Source organism: Halorubrum tebenquichense DSM 14210, from assembly GCF_000337415.1.
GTDB lineage: Archaea > Halobacteriota > Halobacteria > Halobacteriales > Haloferacaceae > Halorubrum > Halorubrum tebenquichense.
In genome coordinates this window covers 45,159-66,662 of record NZ_AOJD01000077.1, presented here as the reverse complement: position 1 = coordinate 66,662, position 21,504 = coordinate 45,159, and the positions used below count along the sequence as shown (strand labels likewise).

General features: G+C 63.7%; 24 protein-coding genes and 1 tRNA gene. 14 read left to right on the top strand and 11 right to left on the bottom strand.

Annotated features, from left to right (window positions below):
* Window positions 1-42: 42 nt before the first annotated feature.
* The 3 genes from C472_RS14405 to C472_RS14395 form a co-directional block, all read right to left on the bottom strand.
* Window positions 43-1,491: a potassium channel family protein gene (locus C472_RS14405; protein WP_006630582.1), complete on the bottom strand. Its 1,449-nt coding sequence runs from the start codon at window positions 1,489-1,491 to the stop codon at window positions 43-45.
* Between the two features lie 173 nt (window positions 1,492-1,664).
* Entirely contained in the window at window positions 1,665-2,072 is a 408-nt protein-coding gene (locus C472_RS14400) for a hypothetical protein (RefSeq protein WP_152420656.1), read from the bottom strand.
* Window positions 2,073-2,145: 73 nt separating this feature from the next.
* Window positions 2,146-2,550 (bottom strand): hypothetical protein, encoded by a 405-nt coding sequence (locus tag C472_RS14395; RefSeq protein ID WP_006630580.1) that lies wholly within the window; start codon window positions 2,548-2,550, stop codon window positions 2,146-2,148.
* 209 nt (window positions 2,551-2,759) lie between these two features.
* Here C472_RS14395 and C472_RS14390 point away from each other — a divergent pair, with 209 nt between their 5' ends.
* The 3 genes from C472_RS14390 to C472_RS14380 all read left to right on the top strand — a co-directional run bounded on the left by C472_RS14390 (window position 2,760) and on the right by C472_RS14380 (window position 6,379).
* Window positions 2,760-4,475 (top strand): glutamate synthase-related protein, encoded by a 1,716-nt coding sequence (locus C472_RS14390; protein ID WP_206536585.1) that lies wholly within the window; start codon window positions 2,760-2,762, stop codon window positions 4,473-4,475.
* Between the two features lie 97 nt (window positions 4,476-4,572).
* Entirely contained in the window at window positions 4,573-5,094 is a 522-nt protein-coding gene (locus tag C472_RS14385) for a cupin domain-containing protein (protein ID WP_006630578.1), read from the top strand.
* Between the two features lie 4 nt (window positions 5,095-5,098).
* Window positions 5,099-6,379 carry a M20 family metallopeptidase gene (locus C472_RS14380; RefSeq protein WP_006630577.1) on the top strand — a complete coding sequence of 427 codons (1,281 nt, stop codon included), beginning with the start codon at window positions 5,099-5,101 and terminating at the stop codon, window positions 6,377-6,379.
* Between the two features lie 282 nt (window positions 6,380-6,661).
* On the opposite strand, the gene C472_RS14375 is transcribed toward C472_RS14380, so the two are convergent.
* A complete protein-coding gene (locus C472_RS14375) occupies window positions 6,662-8,068 on the bottom strand; it encodes an FAD-dependent oxidoreductase (protein ID WP_049906710.1) in 1,407 nt (468 codons plus the stop codon).
* A 243-nt stretch (window positions 8,069-8,311) separates the two neighbouring features.
* Between C472_RS14375 and C472_RS14370 the strand changes: the two genes are divergently transcribed.
* Entirely contained in the window at window positions 8,312-8,491 is a 180-nt protein-coding gene (locus tag C472_RS14370) for a hypothetical protein (RefSeq protein WP_049906709.1), read from the top strand.
* Between the two features lie 185 nt (window positions 8,492-8,676).
* Here C472_RS14370 and C472_RS14365 read toward each other — a convergent pair whose 3' ends face one another.
* Window positions 8,677-9,021 carry a thioredoxin family protein gene (locus C472_RS14365; RefSeq protein WP_241432986.1) on the bottom strand — a complete coding sequence of 115 codons (345 nt, stop codon included), beginning with the start codon at window positions 9,019-9,021 and terminating at the stop codon, window positions 8,677-8,679.
* Window positions 9,022-9,185: 164 nt separating this feature from the next.
* On the opposite strand from C472_RS14365, the gene C472_RS14360 reads away from it, so the two are divergent.
* Complete coding sequence (locus C472_RS14360; RefSeq protein WP_006630574.1) at window positions 9,186-11,240, top strand: glycoside hydrolase family 15 protein; 2,055 nt, start codon at window positions 9,186-9,188, stop codon at window positions 11,238-11,240.
* An 89-nt stretch (window positions 11,241-11,329) separates the two neighbouring features.
* Here the strand turns inward: C472_RS14360 and C472_RS14355 are convergent, their stop codons facing one another.
* Window positions 11,330-12,136: a methyl-accepting chemotaxis protein gene (locus tag C472_RS14355; protein WP_006630573.1), complete on the bottom strand. Its 807-nt coding sequence runs from the start codon at window positions 12,134-12,136 to the stop codon at window positions 11,330-11,332.
* A 103-nt stretch (window positions 12,137-12,239) separates the two neighbouring features.
* Between C472_RS14355 and C472_RS18045 the strand changes: the two genes are divergently transcribed.
* From C472_RS18045 to C472_RS14345, 4 genes are all read left to right on the top strand, one after another.
* Window positions 12,240-12,374, top strand: coding sequence for a hypothetical protein (locus tag C472_RS18045; protein ID WP_275039755.1), 135 nt, complete (start codon window positions 12,240-12,242; stop codon window positions 12,372-12,374).
* Between the two features lie 22 nt (window positions 12,375-12,396).
* Window positions 12,397-12,543, top strand: a complete 147-nt coding sequence (locus C472_RS17335) for a hypothetical protein (RefSeq protein WP_161612654.1) — start codon at window positions 12,397-12,399, stop codon at window positions 12,541-12,543.
* A gap of 225 nt (window positions 12,544-12,768) precedes the next feature.
* Entirely contained in the window at window positions 12,769-13,863 is a 1,095-nt protein-coding gene (locus C472_RS14350) for a sensor histidine kinase (protein WP_006630572.1), read from the top strand.
* A gap of 228 nt (window positions 13,864-14,091) precedes the next feature.
* A complete protein-coding gene (locus tag C472_RS14345) occupies window positions 14,092-14,289 on the top strand; it encodes a hypothetical protein (protein WP_152420655.1) in 198 nt (65 codons plus the stop codon).
* A 24-nt stretch (window positions 14,290-14,313) separates the two neighbouring features.
* Here C472_RS14345 and C472_RS14340 read toward each other — a convergent pair whose 3' ends face one another.
* Window positions 14,314-14,571 (bottom strand): helix-turn-helix domain-containing protein, encoded by a 258-nt coding sequence (locus C472_RS14340; RefSeq protein WP_006630570.1) that lies wholly within the window; start codon window positions 14,569-14,571, stop codon window positions 14,314-14,316.
* Window positions 14,572-14,725: 154 nt separating this feature from the next.
* Window positions 14,726-15,070 (bottom strand): winged helix-turn-helix transcriptional regulator, encoded by a 345-nt coding sequence (locus C472_RS14335; RefSeq protein WP_049906764.1) that lies wholly within the window; start codon window positions 15,068-15,070, stop codon window positions 14,726-14,728.
* A 78-nt stretch (window positions 15,071-15,148) separates the two neighbouring features.
* Between C472_RS14335 and merA the strand changes: the two genes are divergently transcribed.
* The 3 genes from merA to C472_RS14320 all read left to right on the top strand — a co-directional run bounded on the left by merA (window position 15,149) and on the right by C472_RS14320 (window position 18,712).
* Window positions 15,149-16,603, top strand: coding sequence for a mercury(II) reductase (gene merA, locus C472_RS14330; RefSeq protein ID WP_006630568.1), 1,455 nt, complete (start codon window positions 15,149-15,151; stop codon window positions 16,601-16,603).
* A gap of 292 nt (window positions 16,604-16,895) precedes the next feature.
* Complete coding sequence (locus tag C472_RS14325; RefSeq protein ID WP_006630567.1) at window positions 16,896-17,135, top strand: glutathione S-transferase N-terminal domain-containing protein; 240 nt, start codon at window positions 16,896-16,898, stop codon at window positions 17,133-17,135.
* Window positions 17,132-18,712 (top strand): transposase, encoded by a 1,581-nt coding sequence (locus C472_RS14320; RefSeq protein WP_006630565.1) that lies wholly within the window; start codon window positions 17,132-17,134, stop codon window positions 18,710-18,712. The genes C472_RS14325 and C472_RS14320 overlap by 4 nt, the downstream gene beginning before the upstream one ends.
* A gap of 360 nt (window positions 18,713-19,072) precedes the next feature.
* Here the strand turns inward: C472_RS14320 and C472_RS14315 are convergent, their stop codons facing one another.
* The gene (locus tag C472_RS14315) at window positions 19,073-19,504 is read right to left on the bottom strand and encodes a hypothetical protein (RefSeq protein WP_006630564.1); all 432 of its coding nucleotides are present in this window, start codon (window positions 19,502-19,504) and stop codon (window positions 19,073-19,075) included.
* Window positions 19,505-19,634: 130 nt separating this feature from the next.
* Between C472_RS14315 and C472_RS14310 the strand changes: the two genes are divergently transcribed.
* Window positions 19,635-20,210, top strand: a complete 576-nt coding sequence (locus C472_RS14310) for a hypothetical protein (RefSeq protein ID WP_049906762.1) — start codon at window positions 19,635-19,637, stop codon at window positions 20,208-20,210.
* Window positions 20,211-20,408: 198 nt separating this feature from the next.
* Here C472_RS14310 and C472_RS14305 read toward each other — a convergent pair whose 3' ends face one another.
* A complete protein-coding gene (locus C472_RS14305) occupies window positions 20,409-20,726 on the bottom strand; it encodes an RPA12/RPB9/RPC11 RNA polymerase family protein (protein WP_006630562.1) in 318 nt (105 codons plus the stop codon).
* A gap of 254 nt (window positions 20,727-20,980) precedes the next feature.
* On the opposite strand from C472_RS14305, the gene C472_RS14300 reads away from it, so the two are divergent.
* Window positions 20,981-21,055 (top strand) — tRNA-Met (locus C472_RS14300).
* A gap of 38 nt (window positions 21,056-21,093) precedes the next feature.
* Here the strand turns inward: C472_RS14300 and hisI are convergent.
* Window positions 21,094-21,471 (bottom strand): phosphoribosyl-AMP cyclohydrolase, encoded by a 378-nt coding sequence (gene hisI, locus C472_RS14295; protein ID WP_006630561.1) that lies wholly within the window; start codon window positions 21,469-21,471, stop codon window positions 21,094-21,096.
* Between the last annotated feature and the right edge of the window lie 33 nt (window positions 21,472-21,504).

The following is a 21,504-nucleotide window of genomic DNA, read 5'->3' as shown; positions in this document are numbered from 1 at the left end:
TCGGTTTCGTTACGCTCCCGGTCCACACTGCGAGGCAACGGATCAACGGGTCACGCGCCGGGCCAGCGAGAAGACGAAGACGGCGGTCAGAAACGCGCCCGCAAGCCCTTCCGACGCGGCGACGAACCGGCCGACGTCGCTGACCGGGTACACGTCCCCGAGACCGAGCGTCGCGAACGTCACGACGCTGAAGTAGAGACCGTTCAACACGGCGTCGGCTCCGTGACTGCCGTAGTTCACGATTTCGCCTCCGGTGGAGAGGCCGCCCGACGCCGGATAGACGAACGCGCTGCCGACCATGACGGCCAGCGCCAGCGCGGCGGTCCGGCCCGGTCGCTCGCCGTATCCGGCGACCGCATCGAGAAAGCCGTTCGTCATCCAGCGCACCGCTGCATGGAGACGGTGTGTCAGCGAGTGGTCCGTCGATCCGGCGTGGGCGGCGTAGCGGCGCCGCCGATATCGCAGCTCCCGGACGAAGAACATCGACGCCGTCTCGCTGTCGCCGGCATCCGACGCGCCCTGCTTGGCCTCCAGATACGTGTGTTCGAGCCCTTCGACGCTCTCGGACTCGTCAGAGTCGCCGAGATACTCGTGGATCCGCCAGCGGTTCGATCGCAACAGGTCACGATAGGCCGCGAAGTGGAAGCCGTCGAATCGCGTTCGGTAGAATCGGTACCGGTCGAACGTGTCCGGTTCACACTCGAGGTCGACGTCACCGACAGTTGCGTCCGTGAGGTCGTACGTCGCAACGCCCGTGTCGGGTTGGTCGAGATCGCCCGCCGAGATAGTCGCGTCTCTGAGACGACACTCGAGGTCGGTCGCTGGATACACTCGGAGACGTTCGAACGATCCCTCGGACAGATCGATTCCCGTCACGCTCTCGTCGACGCCGATATCGTCGAAGATCGCGTATTCGCCAGTAGCACCGACGAACTCGACGTCATCTCGGAACGTCGTGGACACGAACTGCGCCGTCCCGAACGAGACGTTCGGGAAGTGCGCCCGTCCCCCGACGGTGACGCTATCGACGTTCAGCCACTCCCGGACGCTACAGTGGGCGAACTCCACGCTCCCGTGGAACCGGGTGTCGCTGATTCGGAGCGTTCGCTCGAACGAGCCGCGGCGAGCGCGGAGACACGTCGCCGACGCGGAGGGCGTCCCGAACTCCGTCCCCCTGACGTCGACCGTCCGCTCGAAGACCGCGTCAGTCACGTCCACACGGTCGATGTGACATCCCTCGATGGCCACGGGCTGGCTGACCACCGATTCCGAGAGGTCGAGCGTCCCGTCGATGGTCACCTCGCGGAACGTGACGTGGGCGACGTCGCTTCCGTCGACGACGAGTTGAGAGAGGTCCAACTCCTTTAGGTGGACGTCGACGTACTCCTTCCGGGAGGGGTCGTCCGCGTCGACGTCCGCGAGGAAGGCCGCCCGCAACGTCGCCGACGTGACGTCGGCGGTCCGGCGCTCCGCCGGCGTGAGGTGGAACACACACCGATCTCGATCCGTGACAACCGGACGCGAACACGACCGTTCGGCCCCGTCGTCTCCGTACCGATGATCACACAGATTCACGAGAAGAGGTCACCCCGGATCGAGAATATGAGTATGGCGTCATCATGCGGTACTGCGTCTCCTTCATTACGCCTCTCCATCAAAATAGTTCAGTCGGCATCGACGCGGAGCGCTCTGAAGGGAAGGAACCTAGTCACTTGTAGGAGCCCCGTCACCAGTGCCAGGGTCGCACACAGCACACCGAGGAGGCCGCCGACGAGCGGGATACCGACCGGAGCGGCGGACAGCAGCGCCCCGAAACTCAACGCGATCCCGAAGAAGCCGAGGTAGCTCCCGAGGACGAACAGGGGTACCGCGCCGAACGGGCCGCCGCGGTACGCGTATATTCTCCCGAGGATTCCGGCGGCCGGGAGCACGAGGAAATACAGCGCGGCCCCGAGGCTCCCCGTTGTGGTTTCGAACGCACTCGCCGGGGTTCGATAGACCGCGACGAGCACGATCGAATAGCCGACAACGAGCGCTCCGCCACCCGTCTCGTCGCGGTCGAGATCGTTCACGAACGACACGCTCCGGGGCGCGGTCTCGGGGGGGGGAGCGGTCAGCGCCATCACTTTGAATCTCTGTTCGGCGTTACTCCTGTGCGCGCTCCATCTCGTAGCTCAGGCGGTGGGGCATGACGCTCAGGGCGCGGACGATGGCGGCCAGGGAGACGAAGATCCCGACCAGGACGTGCGCGACGCCGCCGAGCTTGAGCCACATCAGCGTCGACGGCCACTTGTGGATGCTGGTCAAGGCGCCGTTGACGGCGGCGTCTCGAGTGCCACCGCTCCCGCCTGCAAGGCTCGTGTCCGCGTAGGTGCTGAAGAAGCTCTCTAACAGCGGGTGAAACTCCGTCAGCTCGAAGAACAGCGCCGCGCCGACCAGCAGGTAGCCGACCGCCGCGAAGACGGCGCCGACCTTCAGCATCGTCTTGATCGAGCCGACCGTCGATTCTATCTCGTCGATGGACAGGCGGTCCGGGTACGTGGATGCCATGAACGTCAGTACCTCGCGTCGGGATATATCTCCCCCTCGGGTGTGAAATCGGGTTACACGACCGCCGGAACGTCTACAATCCCAGGGGCGTTCGATTCGACCGTGTCAATAGTGAGTACGTCGACGAACGGAAGGACTGAGGAACGACGGTCCTATCGCGGGAGGATTCGGCCGGCTGCGCGGGGAATCCGGACTCGGGTGATCGGCCGATGACTGGGATGCCGGCCGACGTCGGGTCCCCGAGCCGGGTGGCCGCCTGGAGCGACCTCGACGACCGCGATCCGGCCCACGCGCGCGTCGAGGGCGTCGACCTCGTGGTGGTCCGGTACGACGGCGAGGTGTCCGTGCTGTACGGCCGGTGTCTCCACCGCGGCGTGCTCCTCGGAGACGGCCACGTCGAGGGCGACGACCTCATCTGCGGCGTTCACGGCTGGGACTACCGGGTCGACACGGGCGTCAGCGAGTACGACAACTCGGAGGTGTTGGCGACGTTCACGGCGTGGGTCGACGAGAGCGAGGACGCCGTCTACGTCGACGCCGACGAAGTGGCGGCGTGGGCCGAGGAGAACCCACAGTCGTACGGCGACCCCGAAGCCGGCGAGGCAGTCGACGGCGCGATGCGGGGGGCGGCGGATGACGTTGACGGTGGGTCCGTCGACCCCGAGTTCTACGGGGAGCCGGAGGCGGAGACCGAGCCGTACACCCACCACATCCAGAAGCTCGCCCGCGAGGGACCCGAGGGGATCGGCGAGCACGGGAGCGTCTCCGCGATGGGCGTCCCGCTGGCGGAGCTGCCGAGCTGGGACGACCTCCAGATCCTCACCGCACAGCTCGACCGCACACCCCTGATCGACGACCACCCCGTCAACTCCGGGCTGGTGATCGGCCCGAACGCGGAGAATCCGCTCGAACTCGAGATCCCGGTGTTCGTCAGCGACATGAGCTTCGGCGCGCTCAGCGAGGAGGCGAAGGTCGCTATCTCGAAGGGCGCGGACGCCGCGGGGACGGGGGTCTGCTCCGGCGAGGGGGGAATGCTTCCCGAGGAGCAGGCGGTCAACTCGCGGTACTTCTACGAGTACGCCACGGGGAAGTTCGGCTGGGACATCGAGAAGGTCGCCGACGTGCAGGCGTTCCACTTCAAGGCCGGCCAGGGCGCGAAGACGGGGACCGGCGGCCACCTGCCGGGCGAGAAGGTCCAAGGGAAGATCGCCGAGGTGCGCGATCTCGAACCGGGTACCGACGCCGTCAGCCCCTCGCGGTTCGACGACTTAGAGACGCCCGCGGACTTCGCGGCGATGGCGGACCGCGTCCGCGAGGTCGGCGGCGGCATCCCGGTCGGGTTCAAGCTCTCCGCTCAACACGTTGAGGACGACATCGACTTCGCGTTAGAGGCGGGCGCGGACTACCTCATCCTCGACGGCCGCGGCGGCGGGACGGGCGCGGCGCCGGACGTGTTCAAGAACAACATCTCTGTGCCGACGATCGCGGCGATCCCGCGGGCCCGCAGGCACCTCGACGCCCGCGACGCGACCGACGTGACGCTGATCGCGACGGGTGGACTCCGGACCGAGTCGGACTTCATCAAGGCGCTCGCGCTCGGCGCGGACGGCGTCGCGGTCGCGAACGCCGCGATGCAGGCGATCGGCTGTCTCGGGATGCGTGCGTGCGACTCGAACAACTGCCCGGTCGGGATCGCGAGCCAGCGGGAGGACCTCCGAAGTCGACTCGTGATCGACTCTGCCGCGGAGGGGCTCGCGAACTACTTCGCCGCCACGGTCAAGCTCATGAAGGTGATGGCCCGGGCGTGCGGCCACGACGACCTCGCCGGCTTCGAACGCCGCGACCTGACGACGTGGAAGCGCGACGTCGCCGATCTGACGGGGGTCGAATACGCGGGCGTCGGACGTGGCGGGAGTCGGCGGTGACCGACCTCCACCGGTCGAGGACGACCGGCGGCAGGGGGCCCTCCGATCCCGCAGTCCGTCCCGCCCCGTTTAGTCGGCCGGCTACGAAGGACCGATCATGAAACGCGTCAGCGTCGACAATGTCGAGAACTCGGTTCAGCCCGCCGCGACGATGCGACCGCTCACCGACGCGTTAGGGCTGACCGACGTCGCGGTCAACTACTACGAGCTGGAACCGGGCGACAGCTTCGCGTTCGCGTACCACAGCCACGAAGTTCAAGAGGAGGCGTTTTTCGTCGTCTCGGGCGTCGCGACGTTCGAGACGGCGGACGGCCCGGTCGATGTCGGAGCGAACGAGATCGTGCGGTTCGACCGCGGGGAGTTCCAGCGCGGGTGGAACCGCGGCGACGAGCCCGTTCGGGCGCTCGCTATCGGCGCGCCGCTGGAGTACGGGACCCAAGTCAAGCTCCGGTACTGTCCGGACTGCGACGCCGAGACGGACGCGGACCTGCGCGCCGTCTCGGACGAGGACGGTGACGGAGACGAGAACGGCCGGGACGCCGTCGTCGCAGAGTGCGTCGAGTGCGGGGCCGAGACCGGACGGTGGTACGAGGGCTCGATGGACGGGGAGGTGCCCTGAGCCGATGCCGTCGTCACGTCTCCCTGACGCCGTCGAGACGCACCTCGACGCGAACCGAGAGGAACTCGTCTCGACCGCGGAGAGGCTGATAAGTCACGACACCGCGAACCCGCCGGGTCACACCGCGGCGGTCGCTTCGTGTATCGCGTCGCGGCTGACCGACGCCGGCGTCGACGTCGAACAGATTGCGGTCGACCCGGAGAAGCCGAACCTCGTCGCGACGCTGCCGGGAGAGACGGACGGGACGCTGTGTTTCGTCGGCCACCTCGACACGGTCCCGTACGACGCGTCCGAGTGGTCGCGCGACCCGCTCGGCGAGCGCGACGGCGACCGGCTCTACGGCCGGGGGGCGACCGACATGAAAGGCGCCGTCACCGCGATGGTCCACGTCGCGCTCGCGTACGCGGGGACCGACGCGGAACCGCCCGTCGACCTCCGGTTCGCGTTCGTGAGCGACGAGGAGACCGACGGCGACGCCGGGCTGCCGAGCGTCAGGGAGTCGATCGAGTTCGCGCCGGACGCCTGCGTCATCGGCGAGACAACTTCGCGGAACGGGCGTTGCGCGGTGTCTATCGCCGACCGAGGCGCGATCTGGCTGACGCTGGAGGCGACCGGCGAGGCGGCACACGGCTCGCGGCCGATGCTCGGCGTCAACGCGATCGACCGACTGACGGCCGCAGTCGACCGGCTGAAACGCGAGTTCGGGACGCGCGAGCTGGAAGTCGCCCCCGAGATCGCCCCGATCGTCGAGGAGTCGGTCGGCTTCCACGCGGGAGAGCTCGACGCGGAGACCGTCCGCGACCTGTTCCGGTACCCGACGATCAACCTCGGGACCATCGAGGGCGGCAGCGCGGTCAACGCCGTCCCGGCGTCGGCGCGCGCCGAGGTCGATGTGCGGCTGACCGCGACCGTCGAGACCCGCGACGCGCTCCGCTCGATCCGGGACTGTCTCGGGGGTATCGAGGGAGTCTCGATCGCCGACGTCTCGTGGAGTCGCGGGAGCCACGAGCCCGTCGACTCGCCGCTGGTGGAAGCGACTGCGGCCGCGGCGGCGTCCGTTGTCGACGGGCGGGTGTACCGTCGGAGCGCGACCGGCGGCGGCGACGCCAAGGACCTCCGTCACGACGGGATTCCGACCGTGGAGTTCGGCTTCGGGACGGATACCGCCCACGCGGCCGACGAGTACACGACGGTTGAGGCGCTCGTGCGGAACGCCGAGGCGTACGCGCGGCTGGTCGGCGAGTACGCCACGCAGATCGACGATAACGGGCCCCACGAGGGCTGAGTCGGTCCCGCCGTGAACGTCAGTCGGTCGCGTCGGCACGCCGGTGTATCTCGTCTCTCGTATCGATCCCATCGCGACCGACTGAAGAGCCTCGCTCAGTCGACGATACCGACGTCACGGACGTGACGCGTCAGTTCGGACTCGGTCTCGAACGGTTCGTCACAGATCGCACAAACGTACGGTTCGTCTGATGTGTCGTTTGTCACCGTATCACAACTAAGTAACGACGAGTTATTATTTTTCCGCGGAATCGCGAGGGTGACAGCGGCGAAACGACCCGGTTTACTCCTCCGAGAGGGCAGTTACCGCCTCCCGGAACAGTCCGTCGAGTATCTCGGGCGTCGTCGGGTGATACGCTCGGTCGGGAACCTCCCGCACGTCCAGTCCCGTCTCGACGATCACCTGCATCGTCTTGGCCATCGCGTCGGCGTGGTAGTGGAGGCCCTGATAGCCGAGGACGGTCCCGTCGGTCCCGACGACGAGCCGGGCGAGACCCTCCGGGACGTTCTTCGTCTTGAACACGCCGTCACTCGACGCGTCGCGGGTGACGACCAGGTGATCGAGGTCCGCCGCCTCGGCCGAGGCCGCCGAGTGACCGACCCGAGCGAACGGCAGGACGCCCAGTCCCGAGAACACCACGTGGTGATGGACGTTGGCGTACTCCTCGAGTGGCTCCCCGTCGCGGTGGTTTCGAACGTTCGTCGCGGTAACGAACCCCTGCTCTTTCGCGACGTGGAGGATCGGCTCCCTGCCGTTGGCGTCGCCCGCGACGAAGACTCGGTCGTCGTCGCGGGCCTGCATTGTCGCCTCGACCCATCCCCGACCGGGGCCGAGGCCCGTCTCGTCGAGCCCCAGCCGATCGAGCGTCGGGCGACGACCGGTGAACGCGAACAGCTGGTCGGCCTCGACCGTCTCTTCGACGCCGTCACGCGTAACGTGAAGCCTGACGCCGCCTGATTCGGTGGGTTCGACCCGCTGTTCGTCGGTCCGCGTGAGCACGTCGATGTCGAAGGCGTCCCGGTAATACTCGAGGAGCGCGTCGCCGAACGGGGCGTCCGCCTCGTCGAGCGGTCGCTCGTCGTGTTCGATCACGGTCAGGTCCATCCCCGCGGCCTCGCTGAGGTACGGCACGAGCTCCATGCCGACGTAGCCGAACCCCATGACGACGCCCGAGTCGCCGAACGACGTGGCGTCGAGCACGTCCGCGCTCGTCAGCACCTCGACGTCGTCGATTCCGGGGAGCGAGGGGAGCCTCGTCGTCGAGCCGGTGGCGATCACCACGTAATCCGGATCGATCGTCCGCTCGCCGACGGCGAGCCGACCGTCGTCGACGAACCGCGCGGTGTCGTGAACGAAGCTGACGCCGTCGCGTTCGGTGAGTCTTTCGACCGCAGCGCGACGATGCGCCGCGAAGTTCGACGTGTGTTCGTTCTTGCGGCTGACGACGGCCTCGAGGTCGACGTCCGGCATCGCTCCCGTGAGTCGGTCGTCGTGACGGGCGGCGAACCGATGCTCAGCGGCGGAGAGAACCTCCTTCGAGGGCATACAACCGCGGAGGATACAGAGGCCGCCGCCCGGCTCGCCGTCGTCAATAAGCGTCAACGTGATCTCCGGGTCGTCCGCGAGCCGCTCGGCCACAGCCGCGCCTGCGCTTCCGTACGCACCGACGACCGCCACGTGTGTGGGCATAGTGTCCGATGCCGGTCGCCGTCTCTTAACGATTCCGCGACCGGAAGGGAATGCGATGGGCGTGACGGTCGTTTGACGTGAGACTCGTATCAGCCGGTCACCGTCCCGCGTAGGTCGGTGTCGGACTCGTCTGCGAACTCGAAACCTGTCCAGATGCGGGCGTCGTCGCGACAGCCGCTTGACAATGCGTTAGTGTCACACGTCCACGATACTTTTTTATTATTGTTTATTTAACGTTTACCAATGTCTGATACCATTACCTGCCCCGAGTGCGGTGAGGAAGTCGATTCGGTCGAGCAACTTGAAGAGGGTCACGAAGTGCCCGAAATCGAAGTCGAGGACGACGGTTCGTTCTCGCTTTTCAGGAACAGAGACCTGTTCCTGTGTAAGAACTGTAAGAACCCGTTAGGGATGGGGAAGTAGTCCCCGACCGGCGGCCGCCGGCGTCGTCGGTCGACCCCGACGGTAGCGAGCCGAAGCCTCGACGGTTGGGGGCGGCGGTCAGCCCCCCTTGGCGGGACCGCTTTCTGGAATTCGTCCCCCGACTCGGCGGATCCCTCTCGACGTGCTTCGGAACGGGGAGGACGTCGATTCGGCGCCGTCTCGATCTATTCCAGTACGGCCCGGATCTCGTCGGCGCCCGTCACGCCGACGAACCGCTCGACTTCCTCGCCGTCGCGATAGATCGCGACCGTGGGAATCGACCGGACGCCCGCCTCCGCGGCGAGGTCGTTGTGCTCGTCGGTGTCAACGCCGAGCACCGGCGCGTCGATGGTACCTGCGAGCTCTTCGAGGATGGGCGTCTGCTGCTTACAGGGGCCACACCAGTCTGCGAAGTAGTCGACGACGACCTGTTCGTTGTTCGCGACGGTCTCGCGGAACGACTCCGCACTCTCCACGTCCGCGATTCCGCCCGCTCCAGTGTCGTTTCCAGAAGCCGCGTCAGATGACATAGACGGGAGTACGCCCTGCGAGGACATACCTCTTCCCGAACCGGACGGTAAGCGGGTTACCGACGGGTCACCGAGCGACGAACCGAACTCGTCTCTCCGTGCCGAATGGTAACGCAGATACACGCTCGCCACGTCTTTATCCGCTCCTTCGTCGTCTATCGACCATGCCCGTTGAATCCAACGCGCCGTCGGTCCCGAGCGACAAGGACGCAATCCTCAGCGCGCCGCGCGAGGAGGGCGCGAACGTCTTGTTGACGGCGAACAGCTACGACGACTCCGAGCGCGACCGTCACGGGGCGATCATCGAGGAGACGTCGGCGTTCCGGTCGGACGTCGAGCTGTTCTACGACCTCCACGCGCTCGCGTGGAACGCCGACGAAGAGCACACCTTAGACGCCAGAGACGACGCCGTCGAGGGCGACGTGTCGTACGCGTCGAGCCGCGTCCCGGAGATAACCCTTGAGAACCGCTTCGAGGAGCCGGGGTCGACGGGGACGATCACGCAGCGAGTCGTCGGGAGCGTCGACACCTGCGGACTCCTGATCCGGACCGACGCGGAGTTCGAGACGGTCGCGGAGCGGACGTTCTACACCGTCGCCGACCTCGGCATTCACGGGCACGACCACGAGGATCCCAACGCGGTCCAGGAGGCGTTCGTCACGGAGCGGGACGGCGCGGAGCTGATCGTTGCGACCGACGGTGACCGGTGGCTGGCGCTCGCGCAGGAGCGCGACGAGGGCCGGAGATTCGACGGCCGACGGATCGGTCACACCGGCGTCGCGGCCGGGCCGGACCGGAGCGCGTGGGCGGACATCTACGAGGGGAACGACGGGTTCGTCGACGACAACGAACGGGCCGAGGGGAACCTCGACGTGGGCGTCGGGCTGTACGTCGGCGAGACCGACGCGGCGTCGTGGCTCACGGCTGTCGGCTTCGGCTACGGCGAGGATTCGGCGGTCGAACACGCGCTGGAACTCCTCGACAGAGGGTACGAGTCGGAGCGAGAGTCGTTCGCGGCGGCGTGGGAGGAGTGGCACGAGACGGTCTCGGACGGCCCGACCGACGACCCCGCCGTCAACGACCTGTACGAGCGGTCTCTGACGGCGATGAAGTGCGCGCAGGACGGCTGCTGCGGCGTCATCGCGGGCGCGTTCAAGCCGAGCGACATGACGTACAAGTTCATTTGGCCGCGCGATCAGGTGATCATCACACAGGCGCTGATCGCGGCGGGAGCCGAACGGGAGGCGCGGCTCGCGCTCCGGTGGTTCGACGAGAACCAGATCACCGGTGACGTCGTCGACGACCGCGGGATCGACCGGCACGGAACGTGGTGGCAGAACTACTTCGTCACCGGAGAACCCCACTGGCGAGCGCTCCAACTGGATCAGGTTGGCGGGCCGATATACGCCCACTGGCTCGTCTGGCGTGAGACCGGCGACGACGACCTGCTGGACGAGCACTACGACATGTCTCGACGGGCGGCCGAGTTCCTGCTTTCGTACGACAACGGCTACGGCTTCCCGGAGAAGCACCAAGATCCGTGGGAAGAGATCTGGGGGCACAGCACCGAGGGCACGGCCGCGGCGATCGCGGGACTGCGCGCGATGGGCGAGCTCGCCGACGCGCACGGCGATGATACGTTCGCGGAGGAGTGCCGCGAGCGGGCGGCCGTGTGGGCGAGCAACTTCGAAAAGTACTGTTTCAAATCCACGCCGTACGGCGACGCGCTCGTCACCGCGGACAGCCCGGAGACCCCGTCTGACCCGCCGGCCGACGCCCGGCCCGACGCGGCCGCGTTCATGAGCGTCTGGCCGTGGAACGTCGTCGACGCGGAGGGCGACGCCGTCGCCGCGACCCTCGCCGCTACCGACGACGAGGCGTGGGTCGCGGGCGATACCCCCTGTCTCGGTCGCTATCCCGGCGACCGCTACACCCCAACCGGGACCGTCGAGGACGGCGGGTGGCCGCTCTGTGAGGCGTACGCCGATGTCGCGCGCCGGCTCGGCGGACACGACCCCGACGCGGTCGCCGACCACGTGTTCGAGGACGCCCGCGAGTGGACGACGACCGCCGGCCTGCTGCCCGAGCGCGTCGACGGAAGCGGGCGGGTCCGGTGGAACTCGAACCTCCAGTGGAGCCAAGCGACGTACCTCCTGCTCGTCGAGAACCACGTCCGCGACGAGGCGTTCGGGCTCGCACCGGACGGAACGTCCGAGTGACGATGGACGGGAAACCGGAAGCCTGAGACGGCAGTCGGTGGATCCGTTAGGACGAGTTCCGTCGATACGTGCGCACTACCACACGCGACCTACCCGTCCGTCCGCTCGTCGATCTCGTTCGCCTGACTGATCGCGTCGATCACGTCTCTGGCGATCCCGTCGAGGTCGTCCGCGTACGCCTGCGTTGTTTCGGTCACATCGTCGACGTTCTCCGAGGTTCGAACTGCGCTGTCGGCGATCCCGTCCAAGTCGTCCACGGCATCCGTGATCGACGCCGCCGCGGTGTCGGTCCGCGTGTCGACGGTCTCGATCTGATCTATCGTCTCGTCTGCGGTCGACCGGACCTCTTCGACGGTCGCCTCGATCTCGGTCGCCCGCTCTTGGGCCTGCTCGGCGAGGTCCTTGACCTCGTCGGCGACGACGGCGAAGCCCGACCCCGCCTCGCCGACGCGGGCAGCCTCGATCGACGCGTTGAGCGCGAGCATATTCGTCTGGTCGGCGATCTCGTTCAACATCTCGACGATGTCGTCGATCTCCGTGACGGTCTCACGGAGCGCCTCCAACTTCTTTTCGGCCGCGGCGGCCGCGACTTGGGCCTCGTCGACGTCGTCGGTCGCGTCGCGGGCCGACCCCCGCGCCGTCTCTGCCAACGAGGCCGTGTCGGAACTGGACGCGTTCGCCTCCGCAGCGCCGCGAGACAACGAGTCGATCGCGTCGCCGGACTCGCTCAGTTCCGTCCCGATCTCCGACAGGAGCTTCGCGTGCTCCGTCGTCAACGTCGAGAGCGGTGGGTCGTCGTCCGGATCATCGCGACCGTCCGACTCGGTCTGGCTCTCTCGATCGGTCTGTACCCCCCGGTCGACCTGTTCGTCGGAGTTGCGTGATCTCTGAGACATAGTCGGTCGTGACCCCGGAGCTGTGATTAGCTTTCCCAGGAGCGCGGTTGAGACACACTTCCGCCGAGGGTATTTAATTATAGTCCGCACATTATCAGATGCGATGTCAGACCATGACGAGGGCGACGTTCACGCCTGTAACTGCGGCGCGACGTTCGACACGCTCGACGAGCTGAAAGACCACGCCAAGGAGAACCACCCCGACGCGTACGAGGAGAAGTTCGGAGACGAGGAGTGACGGAGGATCGACGCACTGAACGATGAGCGGAGACGCCACGTGCCCGACCTGCGGCGACGAGACGGAGAGCCGGCTCGCGATAATCGAACCCTCGGAACTGAAAGAAGAGCGCGAGTACTGTCTCACCTGCGGAGAGTTCATCGACGAGGACGCCCGGAAGCCGGAGTGAGCCGGAGCCGCGGCGGATCGGTCGAGCCGGGCTCCGGAGTGGTCAGCCGGTGCGGACCGTGCCGTCCGGGAACGACGCTCGGTCGAAGGGACGGGCCGACAGTGACCGACGGGTATTTTATCAATAGAGAACGAACTCGGTCGCTATACCGTCCGGTGGTGGTCACTTCGTCGTTCGGCTCGGAGGACCGCGACCGGCCGAGCGCTCCAGGGGGGGACCCGACACATGAGTAACGAACCGGCCGACGACCGAGGCGCTCGTGAGTCGGCAGCGGACGACCGGCGACCGCCCGTCGAGGAACGGTACCGGAAGGTCTTCGAGCACAGCAACGACGCCGTCATGGTCGTCGACTTCGAGACCGAGTCGTTCGTCGATGTCAACCCGACGGCGTGTGAGCTACTGGGATACTCTCGGGAGGAGCTCCTCTCGATGAACCCGGAAGACATCCATCCGGACGACTTCGATCGGGTACGGGAGGAGTTCGTCTCACAGGTCAGAGCAGAGGGATCCGGCTTCACCGACGACCTGATGTGTCTGACGAAGGGCGGGGACGAAATCCCGACGGAGATCTCCGGGGCGACACTGGACCCAGCGAGAGGGGAGACCGCGACGGATGCCGAGCCCACCCGAATGGTCGCGATGCTCCGCGATATCTCCGGTCGCGCCCGGAACCGGCAGCGGCTCGAGGAGAAGGTCGAACGACTCGACCGATTCGCCGGCATTGTCTCCCACGATCTCCGGAACCCGCTGTCCATCATCCAGGGTCACGCGGAACTCGCCCGCGAGACGGGCGACTCCAAGCACTTCGACGCCGTCGAGGACGCTGCCGCTCGCATGGAGGAGATGCTGTCGGACCTCCTTCGGCTCACCCGCGAGGGCGATTTGGTCGGCGAGCGGACCGAAATCGACCTGGCGACGATCGCGCGAGACGTGTGGGCCGACTGCGAGATGGACCCGGCGATTCTCGACGTCGAGTCGACGACGACGCTCCGAGCGGACCGAGATCGGCTCCACGAACTGCTCGTGAACCTCTTCGAAAACGCTCGCAACCACGGTGGCTCCGACGTGACGGTCCGCGTCGGCACACTGGACGAGGAAGGACAGCGTGGATTTTACGTCGAGGACAACGGGACGGGAGTCCCGCCGGAGGACCGGGAGACCGTCTTCGAATGGGGTCACACGACGACGGGAGACGGAACCGGGTTTGGGCTGGCGATCGTCGACGAGATTGCGGACGCACACGGGTGGGAGATCGGTCTCAAAGAGTCGGCGGACGGCGGGGCACGGTTCGAGGTCGCCGGCGTTCGGACGAGCGAGTGAGCCGTCGCTTCGAGCGGCACTTCGGGCCGGTCGGGTCGCGTCGGGTGTCGCGAATCGCGGCGGCGGAATTTGAACAATATAAATGTATCTCACGCGTGTCCACCCGACGACGACGCGCAGTACATATTAATTTTTGATGAACTACTGTCGAGTATGGCCGAAAACGTCACTCAACCGAGCCCCGCTCCGGAGCGTAGTAACGCAATACCCGACTCGTACGCGATCTACGTGAACGACCAAGGCGTCGACGTGTGGCAGTACCGCGTCGATGTCCGCGATCCGGACGGAAGCTGGCGGTTCGTCGAGACGCACGACGCCGAGGCCGATCTGCGGGTCTCGCTCGATCTCGCAACGCTGACGCCGCCGAGCGACGAGGGATACTGGGTGTACAGCAAGACCTACGACTGCGAGACGAACTGTAAATAACAGGTCAGTGAGAGACTACGGCGGTCAACTCTCCGGTTCGAGCGTGTAGATCCGCTTTCGAGCGTCAGCGAAGGAGATCCGCGACGAGACGATCTCGGCCTCCTCGAGCTGATCGAGCGCGTACCGAACGGTCCGCGAAGGAAGGAGCGTCGACTCGGCAAGATCCGACTGCGTGCCCTCACCTTCGTATTCGAGAGTCTTCGCGATCAGTTTCGCGCTGGGCGAGAGATCACGGAGTACATCCGGCGCTGACTGGCCCGAGAGTGTGGTTTCGTCCGTCACGATACGTGAACGTAGCGGCGCGATCGGCTTAGTTGCCGAGTGGTTGTGTGAATCTATCGCACGGCCGAAGCCGTGGCCGGTAGAAAGTCTCATACGGGCTCGTCGGGCGCGAGCTATCGTTCGCCGCGCGTCGGGGGGCACTCGCCGGGAGCGGTCACTCGCTCAATGCGGCCCACTCCAGGAGCGGTTCGAGCCGCGTCCGTAACTCGGCCCCGTTTTCGGTCAGCGAGTACTCGACGCGAGGCGGTATCTCGTTGTACTGGGTTCGGTCGATTAGTCCGGCTTCCTCGAACTCGTCGAGCCGTTTCGAGATGGTCGAAGTGCTCGCCGTCGGCAGGTGGTCCTCTATCTCCGCGAATCGGAGCGAATCGTGCGCGCCGATGATACTGACCAGTTGCATCGCGTATTTTTGACTCAACGTGTCGATAACGCCCGTGAGAGGACAGTAGCACGTACCGTCGACGTCGCAGACGGGCGCCTGTGGGGTGGAATCTGCCATAGCTTTGGAGCCTCCAACGTACTCCATAGCTTTGGACTTCGAAGTATAAGAACTTCCCATTATAAAGTGGAAACACGAATGACCAGCACGACAGGCTACGATCTCGTAATTCTCGGTGGGGGTGCCGCAGCGTTCGCGGCGATCACCGAAGCCAGCCGGCGGGACCTCTCGACGGCGATTGTGAACACCGGGCTGCCGATCGGCGGTACCTGCGTCAACGTCGGCTGCGTCCCGAGCAAGCATCTGCTCGCCCTCGCCGAAAGCGGGGCCGCAGCGTCGGAGAATCCGTTCGACGCCGTCACGTATTCCGAGGAACCGACCGTCGACTGGGGCGAGGCACTCGACGGCACCGACGACCTCGTCGGACGGTTCCGACGGGAGAACTACGTCGACGTCGCCGAGCACTTCGAGACCGATATCTACGAAGGATACGGCGAGTTGGTCGAGGACACGACCATCGAAATCGTCGACGGCCCCGACGAAGGCACGCGCATCACCGGGAAGACGGCGCTCGTCGCGACCGGCAGTTCTCCTTGGGCGCCGCCCATCGACGGCCTCGATGCCGTCGACTACTACACGAGCGAGACCATTCTCGAAGAGCGCAACCTCCCTGAGAGCATTATTATGATCGGTGGCGGGTACATCGCGCTCGAATGGGGCCAGATCCTCCACCGCGTCGGCGTCGACGTGACGATCCTCCAGCGCTCCGAGCGCGTGCTCTCCGGGATGGAGGGCCAGCTCGGCCGGGAGATACAACAGGCCTTCCGCGAGGAGGGCATCGATGTGGTGACCGGCAACGAGTTCGAGCGAGTTCGGTCGCCGGCGACCGACGGCAGCGCCGAAGCCGTCCCGCAGGGCGCCACCGTCGAAACTGTCGTCGATGGCGACTCGCAGGTGTTCACCGCGGATGCGCTGTTCGTCGCGACCGGCGTACAACCGAACAGCGAGAACGTCGGCCTCGACGCGGTCGGCGTCGAGACGAACGACGACGGGACGATCCACGTCGACGAGCACTTCCAGACGACCAATCCCGACGTGTACGCCGCCGGCGACGTGATCGGCGCGCCTGAACTGGAGACCGTCGCCGCCAAGGAGGGCAATCACGCCGTCAAGAACGCCTTCGGTGAGGAGGGCGTCACCATCGACTACGACGCCGTCCCGGCGGTCGTGTTCACCAGTCCCGAGGTCGCCGCCGTCGGCACGACCGAACTGGAGTACATGGACGAGCACGGCACCTGTGCCTGCCGAACCGTTCAGATGGAGGATGTCCCCCGAGCGAAGGCAGTCAAGAACACGGACGGGCTCGTCCAAGTCGTCAAACACCACGAGACCGACGAGATTGTCGGCGTCCACATGGTCGGCCCCCGTGCGGCGGACATGATCATGGAAGCGACGTTGGCCGTGAAGTTCGGCCTCACCATCGACGACATCATCGACACCGTCCACCCGTTCCCGACATTCTCCGAGGCGTTCAAGCAGGCCTGTCAGGCGTTCCGCCGAGATACGTCAACGATGAGCTGTTGCGTCGAGTGAGTTGCCGTTCGGTCCTCCAGGACCCGGTGGTTGACCTCGAAGCTACCCAGCTCACGAGAGTCGATGTTGCCTTCGAGCCGTTCGGCCTTTTCAACAGGCTGAAACCCGTTTTCAGTCCCTCACAGAAGGAGTGTGTCTCGGGACAGTCCTTCTCGAGCCTCGGTCCGGAAACAGATCGGGGCCGTTCAGTCTCTTCGTCTTGCTATCGAACCGTCATCCACGCTCGTGCGACTGAATGTCGGATCAGCAACGGAATTTTACTGTTACCCTTTCTCCTCTCGATCGAGATTCAATGCTGGAACTCTATCGACTCCCCGGCTGTCCGTACTGCGCAAAAGTCGAACGGAAGCTGGAGGGGCTCGGTCTCGACTACAAATCTCACAACGTCCTCCCTTTCCGGTTCCTCCGGTTCAAAGTGAAATCGGTGAGCGGTCAATCCGGGGTCCCGGTTCTTGTCGACTCCGAGCATGGGGTCGAAGGAATGGCGGAGAGCGACGACATCGTCACATACCTTGAGAACACGTACTCGTGAGGCGGTGCGAAGCGTACCAACTCGGGATCGCCATCCGGAACGAACTCGAAGGATCAGACCTTGTCACTGCGTTCGAGAACCTTGACCACTCGATTGACGCGGTCGAAGACGGGTATCCAGCGTGGCATCCTGCGCCACTCTCCTTCCGCGCGATGGTCTTTTCGTCTGTCTTCATGGAAATCACCGGTGATTCCTACGCCGAGTTCACTCGGCGACTTACACGGCAACCAGAAGTAGCCAGTATCCTCGGCTTCAGTCGAGTGCCTGACGAATCAGCGTTCTCGCGGGCGTGGCGGAATCGATTCGACGACACTGTTCACGAATACGCCCACGCTGCCGCCCACTTCGTTGTCAAAGAAGTCCACGATCGCGACATCTCAGCGCCGGAGGTGCGGCCTAAGACAGAGATCGTCGACGATGAGCAAGATGATACAGACCCAGTAGAAGACGAACTCTTCTCACAGGAGGAGATTATCCAGACGACGCGACTCGCGCGTGATCACGCCTTTGGACACTTCGACTCTGATCGGGCAACAAACGCCTCGTACGAGGACACGCAATTCTTCGAGTTACAGACGTTCATGGGGATGGTCCGCTGTGGCACCGCGCAGGGAGCGACTCGCTTCCAATATCGCCGTGGTGAAGAGTACGGTCCCCACGGTGATATTCATCTCCGCGCAGTCAAGCAGTTCGATCCTGACGATCTCGTCGACGGCTTCAACGAGACAACGGATCGCTTGATTTCCGTGATCGCCTCTGAAGCGTCGTTCCGGCGTCCAGTCACTGCCGCGATCGACATCACGACGATTCCCTATTACGGAGAGGTCGAAGGAATGTCGATGGTCAGTGGAACGAAGGACAGAGACGGTCGAGCGTTTAAATTTGCGACGCTCTCGATCATCGGACAGAACATCCCACTGATCTTGGCTGTTGAGCCGGTCCGAGAGAGCTCCAAGTGGGATGAGAATCCGTCGAATCAGATTCATCGTACCGTGCGGCGGCTCGTTCGACGAGCGAAAGAGCATGTTCCAATCGAGACAGTGCTGTGTGATCGAGAGTTTGACTCGATACAAGTGTTCCAGACACTCTCAAACCTCGATGTGAACTATCTCATTCCGAAGCGGATCTCCAGCTCCGAACGGGATGTACTCGAACAAATGGAGGAAGACGACCAAGAGGTGGCCGTTGAGTCGGCTTCTATCCATGTGGAATCCGGATCGCATCCAATGCGGCTCCTGTACGTGCCGTCGACGAGTGGTGAGGGGACGGCCGTCTTTGCGACGAATCTCCGAGTCGGTCCGGAGGAGGCCGAGTCGTTCTGTCAGCGCTACAGCCGCCGGTGGCAAATCGAGAGTGAGTACAAATCGATCAAAGGTGACTTTCTCGCCAAGACCTCCTCGAAAGACTACCGCGTTCGCCTGTTCTACTTCGTGTTCGCGGTACTTTTGTACAATATCTGGCAGCTCACCGACTTCTTGCTGAAAGCGGGCGTGGATGGTGAGATGGACTACGCACCCGTGTTGACTGCGGGTGAGTGTGTTGAGCTCGTTGCCTCGGCGTTGATCCCGCACGACTAATCGGCTGAACCTTCTCTGAGTCTGCCGTTCGGGAGTGACAACCCTGCTCAGCAGAGCCAAAATCCACGCAATTTCGCACGTTCGCCTGATAGATACGACCAAGAGGGCCCTAAATCGGTATCTGATCGGTGAGAAGTACCACGACTTGGTGACAATTCGGCCCAACACTGTCCTATCCTCCGAAACTGTGGCAGCGCACAAACTCGGAGGATAGAATTGATGCGTGCCTTCTGTTCGATTTATCTGTTCTGAATAGAAATCGAGACTGATCTCTTTTGGCGGCTTTGCGCTGGTTACGCTTCTGGAATATCCTGGAGGTCGAGTTCTCCGTCTGACAAAACGTACTCTCCGAGGGTAGTTTCAGTTTCGGCCGTTCGGCCGCTCGACGTCCTCGGCGGCCTTGATTTTGTCTGTTTTCTCGACTTCGGCGAATAGCTCTCGGTATGCGCCGGGCTCGAAGAGGTTGTTCCGATCGAACAACTCGCGGGCGGCGTCGGTCAGCTGAAAGAACCGGTACGGCTGGCCCCGTTCGAGCCCTTCACGATCTCGTTCGATGGCCTCGATCAGTCCCACTTCCTCCAGCCGGATGAGGTGATCGGTGAGCGTCGACGCTGCGATACTCGGATTGTAGTATTCGAGTTCCTTCTTCGAGGGTGAGCCTTTCGGGTGACCGACGATAGTCCCGATGATATTCGCACGGGTCGTGTCGTCGAGGACACTCAACGCTGCGATCGGATCGAGGCCGGCCGAGTTCTCGGCTGGCGTGAGCGGGGTCGCGTCAGGCCGGGACATTGTGTACAGGTGTTTGCCCCCCGGTCGGATAACCATTTCGGTGAAACTCGAAATGATAGCCAGAGTGCTTGTGTATTCCTTCCGATCGTATTTCCGTACCGTTAGGTGGCGGTGGAAAATGATGTCCAGTATGACTAACGACGACGCAACCCGTATAGTGATCGACAAATTGGGTGGCCAGCCGGGCGAGACACTCACACCGGACCGGATCGAGTCGATTCAGACCGCGATGCATGAGGGCCTCGGACGATTTATCAACAACACGTCCTATTTCGTTCTCGGTTCCTACGGTGAGGAAGAGCGGCCACGATTGGAAGCTGTTCGCGACCAACTCGCAAGTGATGCCATAGTCTCGAACTCCGATGACGGGGTCGACGCGTTCCTGATGGACGATATTCTAGATGTCTCGGAGTTCTTCACGTCGAAATTTAAGTTACTGATCAGCTATGCGGATCATATCGTGGGGGTGTACGAACACTCTCAGGGCGGGCACGCATGGGAAGCGGGCTACATCGATCAGCCGATCTATCGGGATCGGACACGAGTGTTTTACCGGACCTATGAGACTGAAGAGGTACAGTACGCGGCCTACGACGGTATGTTCGCACATTATCTGCTTTCGATGGAGCGCGTGGATCGTGCGTACTCGTGGACGACACCCGAGGATCTTCGTGACTGTGTAAAGAACGCCTACGTGCCTGACTGACGATGTGAGGAATGACTATCTGTGTCGGAGTTGGACTTCTGGTGATGATCGACATCCCGGACATACTTCGCTCGGTATTCACTGTGACTGTTGAGTCTGACGACGGAAGCTATATACTCAAGATTCTAGCGAGTGAGGTACGATACGAGGCTATTCACCCCGGTGCATCGTAAGCCGTGGGGTTAGCCTGATGCACCGTCAGGACTCGCGCCACTTGTGGCCGCACTCGACGCAGGTGAATAGCCGAACCTCGTAGGAGCCGCCCGGCTTCGGCATCATCTCGTAGTAGGCCCGGTCGCTGTCACAGTTGTCCGCCGGACAGGGTTCCTGCATCGTTTCGGTGGAGTTCTGGGTCGAATCGGCTACGGCGGGTGCCCCGCCGTCCTGCTGTCCATCCTGGGTCGTCATCGCTGCTTCTGCTTGCGAGTCCCGCGGTTCCTCGTTCGCACAGGAGCGGCACACCCACGTGTCGCCCTCCGTGCGCATCATCGAACCACACTCGTCACAGAATTGCATATAACGTAGGAGTACACGGGTGTCGGATATATGTGTTAACTTTCGATCCGCCGTGAATTTTAGGTAGCTGCTTACACTGGTTGTACTACGCTATTTATGATCCCTCTGTACTGACCGCACTCCGGTCAGTACCACTTTCTGGGGATTTGAATCGGGCTGTGACGAAGGAAGTAGCCGATCAACAAATCAGATGATCGTTCGCACACAGAGACAATTTCTCAACGCTTATCCGTAACTTTCGTCGAGTAGTATGTAGCGGGATAGGATAGCTCGGAGATTCCACCAGGCTCATGACCTGGAGATCGGTGGTTCAAATCCACCTCCTGCTATTCTCGCACGACAATCTCGTAAGTGGTCGGTGCGGTGATTATTCGTAGACGTCGTCGGGATCAAAGACCTTCTCGCCGACGGTCTCGCCTTCGACCGTTCGATAGAAGCAGGAGCGGTAGCCCGTGTGACACGCCCCACCTTCCTGGTCGATTCGATAGAGCAATGCATCACCATCACAATCGACGCGGATTTCTTTTACCTGTTGGACGTGTCCACTGGAGCCGCCTTTCTGCCAGAGCTCGTCGCGACTCCGCGAGTAGTAGTGAGCGAGCCCTGTTTTCTGGGTTTCTGTGAGTGCCTCAGGGGACACATATGCGAGCATCAGCACGTCACCTGTCTTGGCGTCCTGTGCAATCGCGGGAATTAGTCCATCCTCGCCGAAGTCGAGTTCGACATCGAAGCGTTCGTCTTGCATGTTCTTACGATACGACAGACTCGGGAAACCAGT